The sequence below is a fragment of the Bacillus sp. 3G2 genome, from assembly GCF_044324725.1.
Classification (GTDB): domain Bacteria; phylum Bacillota; class Bacilli; order Bacillales; family Bacillaceae_G; genus Bacillus_A; species Bacillus_A mobilis.
In genome coordinates this window covers 3313240-3330335 of sequence record NZ_CP172246.1, presented here as the reverse complement: position 1 = coordinate 3330335, position 17096 = coordinate 3313240, and the positions used below count along the sequence as shown (strand labels likewise).

Annotated in this window: 19 protein-coding genes; 18 read left to right on the top strand and 1 reads right to left on the bottom strand. The window is 37.1% G+C overall.

All coding sequences use genetic code 11. From position 1 onward, the window contains the following. Positions 1-348 precede the first annotated feature (348 nt). From fdhF to ACHZK0_RS17005, 17 genes are all read left to right on the top strand, one after another. The gene (gene fdhF / locus ACHZK0_RS17085) at positions 349-3288 is read left to right on the top strand and encodes a formate dehydrogenase subunit alpha (RefSeq protein ID WP_262741588.1); all 2940 of its coding nucleotides are present in this window, start codon (positions 349-351) and stop codon (positions 3286-3288) included. A 12-nt stretch (positions 3289-3300) separates the two neighbouring features. After that, a complete protein-coding gene (locus ACHZK0_RS17080; protein WP_000729894.1) occupies positions 3301-3783 on the top strand; it encodes a DUF1641 domain-containing protein in 483 nt (160 codons plus the stop codon). Between the two features lie 116 nt (positions 3784-3899). Then, complete coding sequence (locus ACHZK0_RS17075; protein ID WP_000039580.1) at positions 3900-4244, top strand: DUF2294 domain-containing protein; 345 nt, start codon at positions 3900-3902, stop codon at positions 4242-4244. A gap of 16 nt (positions 4245-4260) precedes the next feature. Continuing rightward, positions 4261-5058, top strand: coding sequence for a formate dehydrogenase accessory sulfurtransferase FdhD (gene fdhD, locus ACHZK0_RS17070; protein WP_262741589.1), 798 nt, complete (start codon positions 4261-4263; stop codon positions 5056-5058). A gap of 20 nt (positions 5059-5078) precedes the next feature. Further along, the gene (gene moaA, locus ACHZK0_RS17065; RefSeq protein ID WP_061678488.1) at positions 5079-6095 is read left to right on the top strand and encodes a GTP 3',8-cyclase MoaA; all 1017 of its coding nucleotides are present in this window, start codon (positions 5079-5081) and stop codon (positions 6093-6095) included. Positions 6096-6293: 198 nt separating this feature from the next. After that, positions 6294-7073 (top strand): formate/nitrite transporter family protein, encoded by a 780-nt coding sequence (locus ACHZK0_RS17060; RefSeq protein WP_061678487.1) that lies wholly within the window; start codon positions 6294-6296, stop codon positions 7071-7073. A 24-nt stretch (positions 7074-7097) separates the two neighbouring features. Next, complete coding sequence (locus ACHZK0_RS17055; RefSeq protein WP_395760737.1) at positions 7098-8114, top strand: molybdopterin-synthase adenylyltransferase MoeB; 1017 nt, start codon at positions 7098-7100, stop codon at positions 8112-8114. An 18-nt stretch (positions 8115-8132) separates the two neighbouring features. Next, positions 8133-9416 carry a molybdopterin molybdotransferase MoeA gene (gene moeA / locus ACHZK0_RS17050; RefSeq protein ID WP_395760736.1) on the top strand — a complete coding sequence of 428 codons (1284 nt, stop codon included), beginning with the start codon at positions 8133-8135 and terminating at the stop codon, positions 9414-9416. A 156-nt stretch (positions 9417-9572) separates the two neighbouring features. Further along, entirely contained in the window at positions 9573-10037 is a 465-nt protein-coding gene (moaE, locus tag ACHZK0_RS17045; RefSeq protein WP_262741592.1) for a molybdopterin synthase catalytic subunit MoaE, read from the top strand. A gap of 4 nt (positions 10038-10041) precedes the next feature. Continuing rightward, complete coding sequence (gene moaD, locus ACHZK0_RS17040) at positions 10042-10278, top strand: molybdopterin converting factor subunit 1 (RefSeq protein ID WP_185914090.1); 237 nt, start codon at positions 10042-10044, stop codon at positions 10276-10278. Positions 10279-10338: 60 nt separating this feature from the next. Beyond that, positions 10339-11388: a P-loop NTPase gene (locus tag ACHZK0_RS17035; protein WP_395760735.1), complete on the top strand. Its 1050-nt coding sequence runs from the start codon at positions 10339-10341 to the stop codon at positions 11386-11388. A 15-nt stretch (positions 11389-11403) separates the two neighbouring features. Then, positions 11404-11628: a hypothetical protein gene (locus ACHZK0_RS17030; protein WP_270342919.1), complete on the top strand. Its 225-nt coding sequence runs from the start codon at positions 11404-11406 to the stop codon at positions 11626-11628. Positions 11629-11670: 42 nt separating this feature from the next. Further along, positions 11671-12069 carry a hypothetical protein gene (locus ACHZK0_RS17025; RefSeq protein ID WP_395760734.1) on the top strand — a complete coding sequence of 133 codons (399 nt, stop codon included), beginning with the start codon at positions 11671-11673 and terminating at the stop codon, positions 12067-12069. Positions 12070-12227: 158 nt separating this feature from the next. Then, a complete protein-coding gene (locus ACHZK0_RS17020) occupies positions 12228-12476 on the top strand; it encodes a DUF1294 domain-containing protein (RefSeq protein ID WP_395760733.1) in 249 nt (82 codons plus the stop codon). 91 nt (positions 12477-12567) lie between these two features. After that, entirely contained in the window at positions 12568-13509 is a 942-nt protein-coding gene (gene rarD, locus ACHZK0_RS17015) for an EamA family transporter RarD (RefSeq protein ID WP_063262506.1), read from the top strand. Positions 13510-13588: 79 nt separating this feature from the next. Then, complete coding sequence (locus ACHZK0_RS17010; RefSeq protein ID WP_061678478.1) at positions 13589-14014, top strand: divergent PAP2 family protein; 426 nt, start codon at positions 13589-13591, stop codon at positions 14012-14014. A gap of 99 nt (positions 14015-14113) precedes the next feature. Continuing rightward, positions 14114-15967: a prenyltransferase/squalene oxidase repeat-containing protein gene (locus ACHZK0_RS17005; protein WP_262741594.1), complete on the top strand. Its 1854-nt coding sequence runs from the start codon at positions 14114-14116 to the stop codon at positions 15965-15967. 73 nt (positions 15968-16040) lie between these two features. Here ACHZK0_RS17005 and ACHZK0_RS17000 read toward each other — a convergent pair whose 3' ends face one another. Then, entirely contained in the window at positions 16041-16190 is a 150-nt protein-coding gene (locus ACHZK0_RS17000) for a YfhD family protein (protein ID WP_001035806.1), read from the bottom strand. Positions 16191-16323: 133 nt separating this feature from the next. Here ACHZK0_RS17000 and fabG point away from each other — a divergent pair, with 133 nt between their 5' ends. Then, the gene (gene fabG, locus ACHZK0_RS16995) at positions 16324-17064 is read left to right on the top strand and encodes a 3-oxoacyl-ACP reductase FabG (RefSeq protein ID WP_061678476.1); all 741 of its coding nucleotides are present in this window, start codon (positions 16324-16326) and stop codon (positions 17062-17064) included. Positions 17065-17096 lie beyond the last annotated feature (32 nt).

The window sequence follows — 17096 nt, the reverse complement described above, 5'->3', positions numbered from 1 at the left end:
CTGCCCATAAAAGTCCGATTGGTTCAACTAATAATCAGTGGGGGATGAAGAAAACCCCCACTGATTAAAGTTTCACTTTATATGGGTTATTATGGATAGTTCTATGCGGACATATGCGTAGTTTAAATTTTATATTGTATATTTTTAACTTTAACGCTATAATTATAGTGTTAAAGATGGAATCGTGATATGACCTGTTATGAATCTATCGTTTTATTTATGAATAAATGGATTGGTATTTTAGCAAGATGTGCTAATAAACTACTCCACCATGATAATAACGTGCCGAAATGTGGTGCGTATATTTTCGTGGTGGAGTTTTTTTATTCTCAAAAAGGGGGAAAGACCATGAATAACAACATGGTTCATATTACAATTGACGGAAAAAAGTATACAGCGGAGCCTGGTTCAACGATATTGGGTGTTATTAATAAGAACGGGATTGAACATCCGCAAATTTGTTACGTGCCAGAAGTAGATCCTATTCAAACATGTGACACTTGTATTGTAGAAGTTGAGGGAAAGTTAATGCGCTCTTGTTCGACAGTGGTGACGGAAGGTATGAACATTGAACGTAATTCTACTCGTGCAAAAGAAGCACAAACAGAGGCGATGGATCGGTTACTAGAAAATCATTTATTATACTGTACGGTATGCGATAACAACAATGGGAACTGTAAACTGCATAATACAGCAGAATTAATGGAGATTGAACATCAAAAATATCCTTATGAACCGAAAGTAGATGTAAGTGAAGTTGATATGACGCATCCGTTTTATCGCTATGATCCCAATCAATGTATTGCATGCGGTCAATGTGTTGAGGTATGTCAAAACTTACAAGTAAATGAAACGTTATCAATAGACTGGGAAGCGGAACGCCCACGAGTTATTTGGGATGAAGGAGTAAATATTAATGATTCTTCATGCGTGAGCTGTGGTCAATGTGTAACCATTTGTCCTTGTAATGCTTTAATGGAGAAAACGATGCTCGGTGAAGCTGGATTTATGACGGGATTAAAACCAGATATTCTTGAACCGATGGTAGATTTAATTAAAGAAGTTGAACCTGGATATAGCGGCATTTTTGCGGTATCAGAAGTGGAAGCGGCCATGCGTGATACTCGTACGAAGAAAACGAAAACAGTTTGTACATTTTGTGGCGTAGGTTGTTCATTTGAAGTGTGGACGAAAGGGCGTAAAATCCTTAAAGTACAGCCTTCTTCTGATGCGCCAGTTAACGCAATTTCTACTTGTGTAAAAGGAAAATTCGGTTGGGATTTCGTAAATTCTAAAGAAAGAATTACAAAACCTTTAATTCGTAAAAATGGAACGTTTGTTGAATCTACATGGGAAGAGGCACTAAATGTAGTTGCAAGTAAATTAGGATCGATTAAAGAAGAATACGGTAAAGATGCTATCGGTTTTATTTCTTCATCAAAAATTACGAATGAAGACAATTATGTGATTCAAAAATTAGCTCGACAAGTATTTGAAACGAATAATATTGATAACTGCTCACGTTATTGTCAATCACCAGCGACAGACGGATTATTCCGTACAATTGGTATGGGCGGAGATGCAGGAACGATTAAAGATATCGCAAAATCCGGTCTTGTTATTATTGTAGGTTGTAATCCGACAGAAGGTCACCCTGTTTTAGCTACACGTATTAAACGTGCGCATAAATTACACGGACAAAAATTAATTGTCGCTGATCTTCGTAAAACAGAAATGGCAGAGCGTTCAGACGTCTTTATTAGTCCAAAACAAGGAACAGATCAAGTGTGGTTAATGGCTGTTACGAAATATATGATGGATCAAGGTTGGCACGATCAACGATTTATTGATGAGAATGTAAACTTCTTTGAAGATTTCAAAGAGAGTCTGACAGAATATACACTTGAATATGCAGAAGAAATGACTGGTATTTCAAAAGAAACACTTATTCAAATGGCTGAAATGATTCGTGATGCAGATGGTACATGTATCCTATGGGGTATGGGAGTAACGCAAAATACGGGTGGTTCTGATACTTCCGCTGCGATTTCAAATTTACTTCTCGCAACAGGTAATTATCGTCGTCCAGGTGCTGGTGCATATCCACTTCGAGGTCATAATAACGTACAAGGTGCTTGTGATATGGGTACTTTACCAGGATGGCTTCCTGGATATCAGCACGTGACTAACGATATGGAGCGTGCGAAATTTGAAATGGCTTACGGAGTGAAAATTAATAGTAAACCAGGTCTGAATAATATTGAAATGCTTCATGCAATTGATGAAGGAAAAATGAAAGCTATGTATCTTGTTGGAGAGGATATGGCTCTTGTAGACTCTAATGCGAATCATGTACATGAAGTGTTATCAAGCCTTGATTTCTTCGTTGTGCAAGATGTTTTCTTATCTAAAACTGCTCAATATGCAGATGTTGTATTACCGGCAGCACCGTCTCTTGAGAAAGAAGGTACTTTCACAAATACAGAGCGCCGTGTACAAAGATTGTATCAAGTTCTTCCTACGCTTGGAGATGCGAAGCCAGACTGGTGGATTGTGCAGGAGATTGCGAATAAATTAGGTGCAAACTGGAATTATAGCCATCCAAGTGAAATTTTTGCTGAAATGGCAAGTTTATCACCACTATTCTCACAAGCAAACTATGAAGTACTTGAAGGATGGAATAGTTTCCATTGGGGAAGTTTTGATGGAACAAATACACCACTTCTGTTCCAAGATGGATTTAACTTCCCAGATAAAAGAGCTCGTTTTGCGATTGCTGATTGGGTACGTCCAGCTGAATTCCCAGCGGAGTTCGATCTTCACATTAATAACGGTCGTATGCTTGAGCATTTCCATGAAGGGAATATGACAAATAAATCAACAGGTATTCAAACGAAAGTACCTGGTGTTTTCGTTGAAATCTCTCCAACGCTTGCAAAAGAACGTGGAGTGAAAACAGGTTCATTAGTTCGTCTTGTCTCTCCTTTTGGAGCATTAAAATTACGCGCACTTGTAACAGATCGTGTAAAAGCGAATGAATTATATTTACCGATGAACTCTACAGATAATGAAACAGCAATTAATTTCTTAACAGGTCCTGCAGTTGATACGCGTACAAACACACCTGCTTATAAACAGACGAAAGTGCGTATGGAAGTGCTAGAAGTTGAGGGCGAAAATCCGATGCCAAAAGCGAACCCACGCAATAAAAAACGTCACCCTCAAGCTGGTATTGAGGTAGATCGTAAGTGGGCACGTCCAGGGTATGTGCATTTAACGGATAAGTAGGAGGAGAAAAATATGGCTGCACCTATAAAAATGATTCAAAAACAAGAATTAACTGAGGAAGAAATAAAACAGCAAAAATTAGATGATTTAAAAGAACTTCTAGCTAATAATGAAGAAGCTTTAAATCAAATGTTTAATATTGTCGGTGAATTAAATGACATCGGAATGCTAGAAGCCGCAAATTCTATGCTAAAAGCGAAAGAACCAATCGCAAAAATCGTTCTTGGCCAAGTGACTCGTGAGCCTGTTACAAATTTAATTAATAATATGATGGGTGCTGCAGGTGCTTTAACAGAACTTGATCCGGAACTTACGAAAAAGCTTATAGGTAGTTTATTAGTAGGACTGGAAGAAGGTAATGAACATCTAGAGAGTAATAAAAAAGTAGGGGTATTCGATCTTATGAAAGTATTGAAAGACCCAGACATTAACCGCGCTATCGGGTTTGGGCTTCATTTCTTAAAAGGTATGGGGAAGGGGTTAAAAGACGAATAATCTTCATGAAGTGAATCTTTTTGCCCAAATGTTTGTACGAAATATTTTGGGCGGAAGGCTCATTTTGGTAAAATATATAATAAAGTAAAATGAGGATTTTTTGGAGGTATAATTGTATGTCAAAAAAAGTACATGAATTTAATGATATGATACGAAAACTTCGAAAGGAACTTTTCGGAAAAGGACCGGAACGAATTCATACTGTTTTTGCTGAAAATATGGCGATTGCGACCCTTTACGGAAACTTAACACCTACTGAAAAATTCATTTCAAGTACGATGGACGGTGCGGAAATGGTTCATTTGGCTAGAACGAAAATGATTCAAGAAGTGTATGCTGCGAATTCCCGTGAACATTTGGAGGAACTTGTTGGAGCGAAATTAGTGAATTTATTTTCAGATATGAAAGTAGAAGAAGATATTGCAGTTTCGGTATTCGTTTTTGATAAAAATATAACGTGAGAGAAGGATACTGATCGTGAAACCGATACAGGTAGAAAGAGAAATCTTTCGTTATGAACAAGGGGCGTTTAAACATATAGAGGACAGCATTGTAACAGAGTTTCCAGTCACGATTAAAATGAACGGACAGGAGTTTGTTACAATGGTTAGTACTCCAGAATATATAGAAGATATGGTAATAGGCTTCTTAGCATCTGAAGGAATCATTCGGAAGTATGAAGATATTGATGACATATGGGTACAAGAGAAAGAAGGATTTGTACATGTCACAACGAAAAAAGTGAACCCGTATTACGAACAAATGCAAAATAAACGTTATATTACTTCATGCTGTGGTATGAGTAGACAAGGATTTGTTTTTGCGAATGATGCACTAAGCGCGAAAAAAATGAATGGCGTACATGTACAGGTTGCTACAGAAGACTGTTTTCGTTTAATGAAAGAAATGCAGCAATCTGCAGAGACATTTCGTCATACAGGCGGTGTTCATAATGCATCTTTGTGTGATGTGAATGCTATTATTTTAAGCCGAATGGATATTGGTAGACATAATGCATTAGATAAAATTTACGGTTATTGCTTAAAACATAATATTTCTATGAGCGATAAAATCATTGTTTTTAGTGGTCGTATTTCTTCGGAAATATTATTGAAAGTTGCAAAAATTGGTTGTGAAATTATACTTTCAAAATCAGCTCCAACTGAGTTGGCTTTGCAGCTAGCAGAAGAATTAGGCATTACTACGATAGGATTTATTCGGAATCAATCCTTAAATGTATATACACATCCAGAGCGTGTTTTAAATATAAAATAAGTAAAAGCGAGGCAATAAATATGAAATCTGTCACATTAGACAAACTACAACGTCCTTTAAAGGATTTACGTATTTCTGTTACTGATCGCTGTAATTTTCGCTGTCGTTATTGTATGCCAGAAGAAATATTTGGTCCTGATTATTCGTTTTTGTCTAATGATAAAATTTTATCTTTTGATGAGATTGAAAGGATAACACGTATTTTTGTTTCTTTAGGTGTAAGAAAGTTACGAATTACGGGCGGAGAACCGTTACTTCGAAGAGGTCTTCCGCAGCTTATTGAGCGCCTTAATAAAATAGATGGTGTGGAGGATATCGGTTTAACAACCAATGGATCGTTACTTAAAAAGTTTGCTCCTGATTTATATAAGGCGGGTTTATCACGTGTGACAGTTAGTTTAGATTCCTTAGAAGAAGATCGCTTTTTCTATTTGAATGGTAATAGAAGCAAAGTGCAAAGGGTTCTAGAAGGAATACAGGCTGCAGCTGAAGTTGGTATGAAAATAAAAATAAACATGGTCGTTCAAAAGGGAAAAAACGAACAGGACATTTTGCAGATGGCACAATACTTTAAGGAAAATAAGCATATTCTTCGTTTTATTGAGTATATGGACGTTGGGAATTATAACGGTTGGGAATTAAAAGAGGTCGTCTCGAAACAAGAAATAGTAGATGCGATTCATCAAGTTATGCCATTAGAACGGATAGAAGCGAATTATGCAGGTGAAGTTGCAACTCGTTATCGTTATATTGGAAGTGATGAAGAGATAGGTATTATTTCATCCGTAACAGATTCCTTCTGTTCCTCATGTACGAGAGCACGTATTTCTGCAGAAGGAAAATTATATACTTGTTTGTTCGCTTCTAAAGGAAATGATTTGAGAGAATTACTTCGATCTGAATACACTGACGATGAAATAACATATATCGTGCGTGATATATGGAACAACCGAGAAGATCGTTATTCAGATGAACGCTTAAGTCATACAAGTAACAAAAGAGCGCCTAAAATTGAAATGTCACATATTGGTGGTTGATATAAGAGTGACGCTTTGAGGAAGTATATACAAAATGGAAAATGTGCAACGGTTGTAGATTTTCTATTTTATAGTAAAAGTGATGATTGATATCTCTGTAAAAGATGTGCAGAGAAATTAAGCAGCATTCAAAAACCTTTATTTTGAGGAGGTTTTTTGAAGCTGCTTTTTTATTTGGAGAAAATGGAGGAATTGGTAATGGCATTTCATAAACCGGAACAAATTGCTGAGCTTGTAATTGAGGCCGGTGTTCAAAAAGTAAGTCAGACGTTGCCAGCAATGCTTATTCTCGGTTTTTTAGGAGGAGCGTTTATTTCGTTAGGTTTTTTGCTTAACATTCGCGTTTTAGGTAATTTACCTGAGCGCTGGGGTAGTTTAGTCAATATTGTAGGAGGAGCGGTTTTTCCTGTTGGATTAATGCTCGTCGTATTAGCAGGAGGAGAATTAATTACCGGAAATATGATGTCACTTTCTATGGCACTTTATGCAAAGAAAATTACATTGGTAAGTGTACTAAATAATTGGGTTTGGATTACTTTCATGAATTTCGTGGGAGCTATTTTTGTTGCGTATTGTTTCGGTCATCTTGGCGGATTAACAGAGGGAGATTATTTAAATAAAACGGTAGCGATAGCAGAAGGAAAGTTACATGAAACGTTTGGGAGAACTTTAATTTTAGCAATTGGTTGTAATTGGCTCGTTTGTCTTGCACTTTGGCTCGCTTATGGGACGAGTGATTTTGTCGGAAAAATAATTGGAATTTGGATTCCAATTATGGCATTTGTCGTGATTGGATTTCAGCAAGTGGTAGCAAATATGTTTGTTATTTCAGCAGTTATTTTTGCAGGTCATTTGACGTGGATGGATCTTGCTAGAAATTTTGTTCCTGTTTTTATCGGAAATGTAATTGGGGGAGCTGGATTTGTTGGATTTGCTTACTTTGCTTGTTATCAAAAACAACATTCTAATATGAAATAGAGTTCGTGAGAGGAAGGGTATGTAATGGCTGAGCGGTATTCACGACAACAGTTGTTCAAACCGATTGGGAGTAAAGGACAAGAAAAAATTCGAAATAAACATGTGTTAATTGTAGGAGCAGGCGCATTAGGAAGTGCAAGTGCTGAAAGTTTCGTACGTGCAGGTATCGGCAAGTTGACGATTATTGATCGTGACTACGTTGAATGGAGTAATTTACAAAGGCAACAATTGTACTCTGAACAAGATGCGAGAGAGAAAATACCGAAAGCAACTGCTGCAAAAAATCGGCTAGAACAAATTAATTCGGAAGTACAAATACATGCTTTCGTAATGGATGCAGTTGCAGAAAATATGGAAGACCTATTAAAAAATGTAGATGTAATAATTGATGCAACAGATAATTTCGATATTCGATTTGTAATAAATGATGTATCACAAAAACATAATATCCCGTGGATATACGGTTCTTGCGTTGGATCGTACGGTATGAGTTATACAATTATTCCGCAAGAGACACCATGTTTACATTGTGTGCTGAAGAATGTTCCTTTTACAGGTATGACATGTGATACCGCTGGAATTATTAGCCCGACTGTTCAAATCGTCGCAGCATATCAAGTGGCGGAAGCATTCAAAATTTTAGTAGGAGATTCCGCGGCAATTAGAAAAACATTTTTCATGTTTGATATATGGAGTAATCAAAGCCATTTTATAAAACTAGGGAAAATCAAAACAGACGATTGCCCTTCGTGCGGCTTAAATCGAACTTATCCTTATTTATCATACGAAAACCAAACGAAGGTAGCTGCTTTATGCGGAAGAAATACAGTACAAATTAGGTCAGTAGAAAATAGAAAGTACGATTTTGACGATATAGAAAAAGTATTAAACAAACTAGGGAAAGTAGATCGGAATCCGTATTTACTATCTTGCCAGCTAGATGATTACCGCGTCGTTATTTTTCGAGATGGTCGTGTTTTCATTCATGGTACAAATGATATTTCGAAAGCGAAACAATTATATTATCGCGTATTCGGTTAATAGAAAGGGTTGTCAATAATGGAAAGAAGAGTGCCAATTACGGTTGAAGAAGCTGTTCGTAAAGTAATGGGATTTGCTAATGAGGGATTAAAGGAGTTGCTACCTATTGAATTAGCTTACGGGCGTATATTAGCGGAGGATTTAGTAGCTGACCATGATGTTCCTTCATTCAATCGTTCACCGTATGACGGATTTGCTATTAGAGCAGAAGATACGAAGGTAGCAAGTTATGAAACGCCAATTGTGTTTGAAGTAATTGGTGAAATTGGTGCGGGATCAATATTCCACGAGAAAGTAGGTCCGTTTCAAGCAGTTCGAATTATGACGGGAGCGCAAATTCCGAATGGGTGTGATGCGGTGGTTATGTTAGAGCTGACTCATCAATATGAGAAAGTTGGTAACAATTATATGGAAGTGAAGCGATCATTCAAAACGGGCGACAATATCTCTTTTCAAGGTGAAGATGCTCGTAAAGGAACGGTTCTTGCAAAAAAAGGATCATACATTCATCCGGGTATTTCGGCTCTTCTTGCTACGTTCGGTTATAGTGAGGTGCCAGTGGCGAGAAAGCCTGTAATTGGATTGTTAGCGACTGGTAGTGAATTACTGGATGTAAATGATTCACTACAGCCAGGGAAAATCCGAAATAGTAATACGTATATGATATTGTCTCAAATTCGAAGAGCGGGCGGCAGAGTAAAATATTTCGGGAAGTTTAGCGATGATTTTCATACATGTTTCACAGCTGTAAAAGAAGCGTTAAGCCAAGTAGATATGCTCATTACAACAGGCGGTGTATCAGTAGGGGATTACGATTATTTACCAGCTATTTACGAAAAATTAGATGCCTCTGTTCTTTTCAATAAAGTTGCAATGCGGCCAGGGAGTGTTACGACTGTAGCACAATTAAACGGCAAGTTATTATTTGGTTTATCAGGAAATCCATCTGCTTGTTACGTAGGATTTGAATTGTTTGTAAGACCTTGTATTCGGACGTATATGTTTAATGAAAAAGCACATGTGAAAAGAGAAAAAGCGTTATTAGGAGAAGATTTTCTAAAACCAAATCCATTTACAAGATTTGTACGAGCAAAACTGAAATATAAAGAAGGGCAATTAATTGCTTATCCGTCAGGGTTTGATAAATCTAGCTCGGTTTCTTCCTTAGCAGAGACAAATATATTTATTGTACTTCCAGGTGGTACAAGAGGTTATAAAAAAGATATGTTCGTAGATATTCTCTTACTGGAAGATAATGAAGGTAGTGAATGGCCTGGGACATTTTATAAAGTGAAACTTTAATCAGTGGGGGGGGGCTTCATCCCTCACTGATTATTAGTTGAACCAATCGGACTTTAATGGGCAGTTGATCCCCCACCTAACTTCTTTGCTTTTGCTGAATTTTGAGGTGGGGGTCTTACTGCCCATTAAAGCGGGATAAAGTGAGAGGTGTTTCTAATGGGACAAGCACTATTTGAAATTGTAGATATACCGATTTTAGTTGAAGAAGTAACGAATAAAGTCGCAAGAAGAGAAGCAGGTGCAATTACAACGTTTATTGGTACGGTGAGAGAACTTACAAAAGGAAAACGAACGCTACATTTAGAGTACGAAGCATATAAACCGATGGCAGTAAAACAACTTACAAGAATTGGTGAAGAAATAAATGAAAAGTGGCCGGACGCAAAAGTAGCAATTACGCACCGTGTAGGGCGGCTAGAAATCATGGATCTTGCGGTAGTCATTGCAGTTTCATCACCGCATCGTAAAGTAGCGTATGAAGCGAATGAATACGCGATTGAACGTATAAAACGCATCGTCCCAATTTGGAAAAAAGAATTTTGGGAAGATGGAACGATGTGGATTGGAGATCAACTTGAAAATACGGCATATCCAGAAGGAAAACCGAAGAAGGAAGAATGAGAAGATGATTACAATTTTATTGTTCGCAAATTTGCGTGAGGAAGTCGGATCGGACCGATTCGTAATTTTAGAAAAACGAGAAATGACAGTTCAGCAATTAAAAGAATGGCTGAAAGCAAGTTATAGTTTACAATCGCTTGATAAAGTGATGGTGGCTGTGAATGAAGAGTTTGTAACGAATGAAGAGATGATAAAAGCTGGAGATATAGTCGCATTAATCCCGCCTGTTAGCGGGGGATAAAAAGCTTTTTCGCCAAGAAAATGTTGTATATAAATTCGAATACGAGAAGGGATGAGTGCTATGATTACGCAAGAACAAATAATGAACGCATTAAAACATGTAGAGGATCCGGAGTTACACAAAAGTATTGTAGAATTAAATATGGTTAGAAATATACAAATGAATGGAACAGAGGTTAAACTTGAAGTAGTGCTAACGATTCAAGGTTGTCCATTAAAGGCAAAAATTCAACAAGATGTGGAAGAGTCTCTTCAGGCAATTGGTGCATCTAAGGTAGATTTGACATTTGGTTCTATGACACAAGAAGAACGAGCTTCGCTAACAGAGAAGTTAAAGAAAAATACGAGAACAGAAACTGGTATGCCGAGCATGCTTCGTCTTGATTCAGGGGTACGATTTATTACTGTAACGAGTGGTAAAGGTGGGGTTGGAAAATCAACAGTGACAATTAATCTTGCAACTGCTTTAGCTCGTATGGGCAAAAAAGTGGGGATATTAGATGCAGATATATATGGTTTTAGCATTCCAGCTATGATGGAAACGAATCAAAAACCGACGATGATTGATCAAACAGCAATTCCGGTCGTTAGTCATGGTGTTAAAATTATGTCGATGGGATTTTTTACGGAAGGAAATAACCCGGTTATGTGGCGCGGACCGATGTTAAATAAATGGATTCAAAATTTCCTTGCGAATACGCATTGGGGAGAATTAGATTATTTACTTCTTGATTTACCACCTGGTACAGGAGATGTTGCTATTGATGTTGCAGCAATGATCCCACAGGCGCAAGAAATTATCGTTACAACACCACACAATGTAGCTTCATTCGTAGCATCTAGAGTAGGTGTTATGGCAAAACATACGAAACACGAAATTTTAGGGATTGTAGAAAATATGGCTTATTATGAAGAACAAGATGGATCGAAAAACTATCTCTTCGGAAAAGGTGGCGGCGAAATGCTTGCAGAACAATTGCAAACAGAAGTGATCGCGCAAATACCTTTTGCAAAACGAGAAGAAAACAACGGTTCATCTGTATATGATGAAGACTCTCTTGTAGGAGAAGTGTTTACATCGTTAGCGGAGGATATTATTTATAAAGGATAGAGGGGGAAGTTTAGTATGGCTTGTAATATTGATCATTCTATGGAAGATGTAATGAATAAGCTTGAAAGTCAAAAGGATTTTTTACCGGAAGTGATTTTTAAAGAGGTAAAGGGATTTTTGCAAGGGAATCATTCACAGGAAATATTAAATGATGTCTTTCATCTTCTAAAGAAGTATGACTTAGTGAGTGAAGAAGAACGAGAGATGAGAAATACTCAATTATTGCTGATTATAAAATAAATACGCTTGGGCTTTTGTTTTTGTGCAGAAGGGGTGAATGTAATGAATATGAAAAAGATAATTGAAATGGTAGAAGCAACTAAAGTGACCGACGAAGAATTATCGATTTCTACTTTACATCAAAAGCTTGTGAAGCTGTATAGTCAAAAAGATAGTGTAGAGTATACGGAGTTATTAAAATATATTTTATCATTATCCGTGCAGCTGAAGCTGAATCTCGTATTGAAATACTTTGGTGTGCGTCCGGTTACTGCTGCAGATGAGCGTATGCAATTTCAAGAGATATTTAAATGTTTAGCTAACAAAGATGAAAATGGCGAATGGTTTCTAAATTTCGTTTCTTTATATATAGGACTAATTGTAGTTCTTCATTTTGATGAAAAAGAGATTGAGAGAAGTTTTTTCGATGATATGGTAGTGGGTGAAGGGAAGGAAATATAAGGTTCTGCTCATAACATCCTTCTTTTTAATAGCTATAATTGGCCTTTTGATTGGCTATGTAAATATGAAGGTAACTCATTAATAAAAAGTGTTCTTCAGTTGTTCCCATCGTTTTTTCATGTTACCATTAAGCGAATTTTTCATAGGGAGAGAAAGCGATGAAATGGATTTATTTTATTATTATTAACGTTATAGCTTTTAGCCTTATGGGGCTTGATAAACGAAAAGCGAAGAAGAAACAGTGGAGAACGCCAGAAAGTACGTTGTTTTTATCAGCGGCAGCTGGAGGCGCAGTTGGTGCTTGGATCGGTATGTATATGTTTCACCATAAAACACATAAAAAGAAATTTGTTTTCGGTATACCGTTACTTGTCGTTATAACAGTATGTTTACTTTTTTTTGTATGAGCAATGTCGAAAGAATTGCAGATTGATTATTGGTAAAGTGAGCATGTGGGACCGTATAATGGAGAAAAACGAGAAGAGGAGAAAAAGGAAGATGGGGAGTCAATCAGCACAGCAAAAAAAAGGGATTATATATGCGGCTGGTGCTTATACGATGTGGGGAATCCTACCAATCTATTGGAAATGGGTTGAGGAAGTTCCAGCAGATGAAATATTAGCACACCGCATCGTTTGGGCGTTCGTTTTTATGTTACTTGTATTAGGTGTTACGAAGAGATTTCGTCAGTTTATTGGGGAGTTCGTGAATCTTTTTAAACGACCTAAATTATTAATGTCATTAACAATAGCTTCGGTCTTGATTAGCGGAAACTGGTTTGTCTACATATGGGCCGTTAATCATAATCATGTCATTGAAGCCAGTCTCGGATATTATATTAATCCACTTATTAGTATTTTACTTGGTACAGTTGTATTAAAGGAAAAGTTAAACTTTTGGCAATATGTTGCAGTTGGTTTAGCTGGCGTAGGTGTTATCATTTTAACAGTGCGTTTTGGATCTATTCCGTGGGTTTCTTTATCACTTGCCTTTTCATTTGGATTATATGGATTAACGAAAAAATTGTTAAATTATGATGCGACAATTGGTCTTACGATGGAAACGATGTTAGTGACGCCGTTTGCGATCATTTATCTCGTTATGACAGGAGTACATGGTTTCGGCTCATTTGGATCTATTTCCATGTTATCGACGTTACTATTAATAGGAGCAGGAATTGTTACAGCTTTACCACTTTTTTATTTTGCAAAAGGGGCACAACTTATTCCGCTTTATATGGTAGGCTTTTTACAATATATTGCACCAACAATTAGTTTAATTTTAGGTGTATTCGTATTTGGGGAGCATTTCACATCTACTCATATGATGGCATTTTTCTGTATATGGATTGCATTATTTGTCTTTTCAATAGCAAAAACAAAGTTTTTAGTGCAGAAACAACCGAAATTTATAAAAAATAAATCAGCAAAAGTATCATAATGCGTAGTATTTTCTACGCATTTTTCTTTATACTGATACTATATAGAATTTCCATTATAGTCAGTAGGGAGCTGAGAACGTGGAAACAATTTTACATAATGATCCGCTTATGGCCGCTGTAATTTCATGGTTTTTAGCACAATTAACGAAAGTAGTCTTTAAATTATTCAAAACGGGTGAATTTGATTTTGCAAAGTTTTTCGCTTCAGGTGGGATGCCAAGTTCTCATGCTTCAACTGTTACAGCACTTGCGACAGGTGTTGGTGTTGTGGAAGGTGTGGAAAGTTCCATGTTTGCGATCGCTGCTATTTTTGCCATTATTGTTATGTATGATGCTTCAGGAGTAAGGCTCGCGGTAAGTAAACAAGCGAAAATATTGAATGAGTTTTTTCACGGTAAACAAACAGAATATAAGAAGTTAAATGAACTTGTCGGGCATACACCGTATGAAGTAGTAGTCGGTGCTTTAGTAGGGATAATTGTCGGAGTGGGATATTGTTTATGAGCAGAACATTTTATATGTTCTGCTTTTCTTTGTTTTCATACATATTCAGCTACCTTTTTGAATATCGTTATACGGATTTCGAAAGGGTGGGTGAGTAACTTGTTATTATATGAAAAAGTGCATGAAGAGATAGCAAGAAGAACAACTGCACTTCAAACGATGCAACGGCGAGATGGAACGTGGCACTTTTGTTTTGAAGGAGCACCATTAACAGATTGCCATATGATCTTTTTATTAAAATTATTAGGTAGAGATAAAGAGATAGAGCCATTTGTAAAAAGATTAGCATCACTTCAAACAAATGAAGGAACATGGAAATTATATGAAGATGAAGTAGGTGGTAATTTATCTGCTACAATTCAATCTTATGCTGCCTTACTTGCTTCAAAAAAATATACAAAAGAAGATGCGAATATGAAGCGAGCCGAAATGTTTATAAATGAGCGTGGCGGGGTAGCGCGTGCTCATTTTATGACGAAGTTTTTATTAGCGGTTCATGGAGAATATGAATATCCTTCGCTCTTTCATTTGCCAACACCAATTATGTTTCTCCAAAGTGATTCACCTCTCAGTATATTTGAGTTAAGTAGCTCAGCGCGTATTCATTTAATTCCGATGATGGTTTGTTTAAATAAAAGATTTCGAGTAGGGAAAAAGTTACTGCCAAATTTAAATCATATTTCGGGAGGGGGCGGGGAATGGTTTCGAGAGGATCGGTCTCCGTTGTTTCAAACGTTAGTAAGTGATGTAAAACAAATTATATCGTATCCACTATCTTTACATCATAAAGGGAATGAGGAAGTCGAACGTTTTATGAAAGAACGTATTGATGAGAATGGAACGTTATATAGTTACGCAACTGCCTCGTTTTATATGATTTACGCTTTACTCGCGTTAGGACATTCTCTTCAATCATCAATCATTCAAAAGGCTATAACCGGGATAACATCTTATATATGGAAGATGGAAAGCGGGAATCATTTGCAAAACTCGCCTTCAGCTGTATGGGATACGGCTTTACTCAGCTATGCGTTACAAGAGGCCCAAGTACCGAAAGATAATAAGATGATTCAACATGCAGTAACATATTTATTAAAAAAACAGCATTCAAAAAAAGCTGATTGGAGCGTACATGCACCAGCGCTTGCGCCAGGCGGTTGGGGTTTTTCGGATGTGAATACGACAATCCCTGATGTTGATGATACAACAGCGGTATTAAGAGTATTGGCAAAAAGTAGAGGGAACGAAAATGTAGATTATGCTTGGAAGAAAGGGGTTACTTGGGTTAAAGGATTACAAAATAATGATGGTGGCTGGGGAGCATTTGAAAAAGGTGTGACGAGCAATTTATTAGCAAATTTACCAATCGAAAATGCAAGCGACATGATTACAGATCCTTCTACACCAGATATTACAGGAAGAGTGTTAGAGCTTTTCGGGACATATGCGCAAAATGAATTGCCAGAGAAACAAAAACAAAGTGCAATAAATTGGTTAATGAATGTACAAGAGAAAAATGGATCATGGTATGGAAAATGGGGGATTTGTTATATATATGGTACGTGGGCGGTGATGACCGGTTTACGGTCACTCGGCATTCCATCTAGCAATCCATCATTGAAACGAGCAGCTTTATGGCTTGAACATATACAGCATGAAGATGGTGGCTGGGGGGAATCATGCCACAGTAGTGTGGAAAAAAGGTTCGTTACTTTACCATTCAGTACACCATCCCAAACAGCATGGGCGTTAGATGCTCTCATTTCTTACTATGATAAGGAAACACCAGCAATTCGAAAGGGTATCTCATATTTGCTTGCGAATCGTTATGTGAATGAAAAATATCCTACTGGAACAGGTTTACCAGGTGGTTTTTATATTCGTTATCATAGCTATGCCCATATATATCCGCTACTTACTTTGGCACATTATATAAAAAAATATCGAAAATAAACCGAGAGAATACCTCTCGGTTTATTTTGTTGGGTAGTAGGTCCCTGTTGAAAAGAATAAGGTTGTGCTTTCCTTATTTTTCTGTTGACTGGCGTTTTTGACGTGCATCAGCGGCATTTGCACGTGCGTTTGCTTCTAAGTCATTGTGGTCAGCGAGTTCACGAGAGAACTCAACATCAATGCCATCAGCAGCTTTGTTTTGTTTGAAATTTTTTTTGTTCATTCGACACAATCTCCTTGTGTTTTATGCGACGTTGCAAAGTTAGTTTGACACAAATAGACTTTTTTATACAAAGAGGAATCGGAAGGCAAAAAGCCGAAATATACAGTATAAGTAATAGAAATGGGGGATAGGGATGGAGTTTTTAAATGGGAAAACAGCTGTTGTAACAGGAGCTGCACAGGGAATTGGAAAAGAGATTGCAAGGGTTTATGCAAAATTAGGGGCGAAAGTATTAATTAGCGATGTAAATGAAGAAAAGCTACAAAAAACGACACGTGAGTTATCGGATGAAGGCTATGAAGTGAGTTTATATCGATGTGATGTGAGTAATCAAAATGAAGCGAAGTCATTAATTGAATATGCGGTTCAAAAATTCGGTACATTACATATTTTGGTGAATAATGCTGGGATTACAAGAGATGCAATGTTACATAAAATGGAGAAGTCTTCTTGGGAACAAGTATTACAAGTGAACTTAACTGGTGTTTTTTATTGTATGCAGCCAGCGCTTCTTTACATGAGACAACAAGGGTATGGACGCATTATTAATATATCTTCAATTAGTAGAGAAGGAAATATAGGCCAAGCGAATTATGCTGCTACAAAGGCAGGAGTTGTAGGTTTAACGAAAACAGCGGCGAAAGAAGTTGGAAGTTTCGGTATTACATGTAATGCGATTTGTCCAGGCTTTATGGATACAGATATGACAAAAACGATACCAGATAAAGTGAAAGAAAAGATGGTTGGTGCGATTCCAGTAGGTAGAATTGGAACGCCAGAAGATATTGCGAACGCAGCGGCCTTTTTAGCATCAGAATACGCATCCTATATTACAGGAGAAGTATTAAATGTGAGCGGTGGACTGCAAGTTTAAAGGAATACATAATGAAAAGAACCTGACCGGAT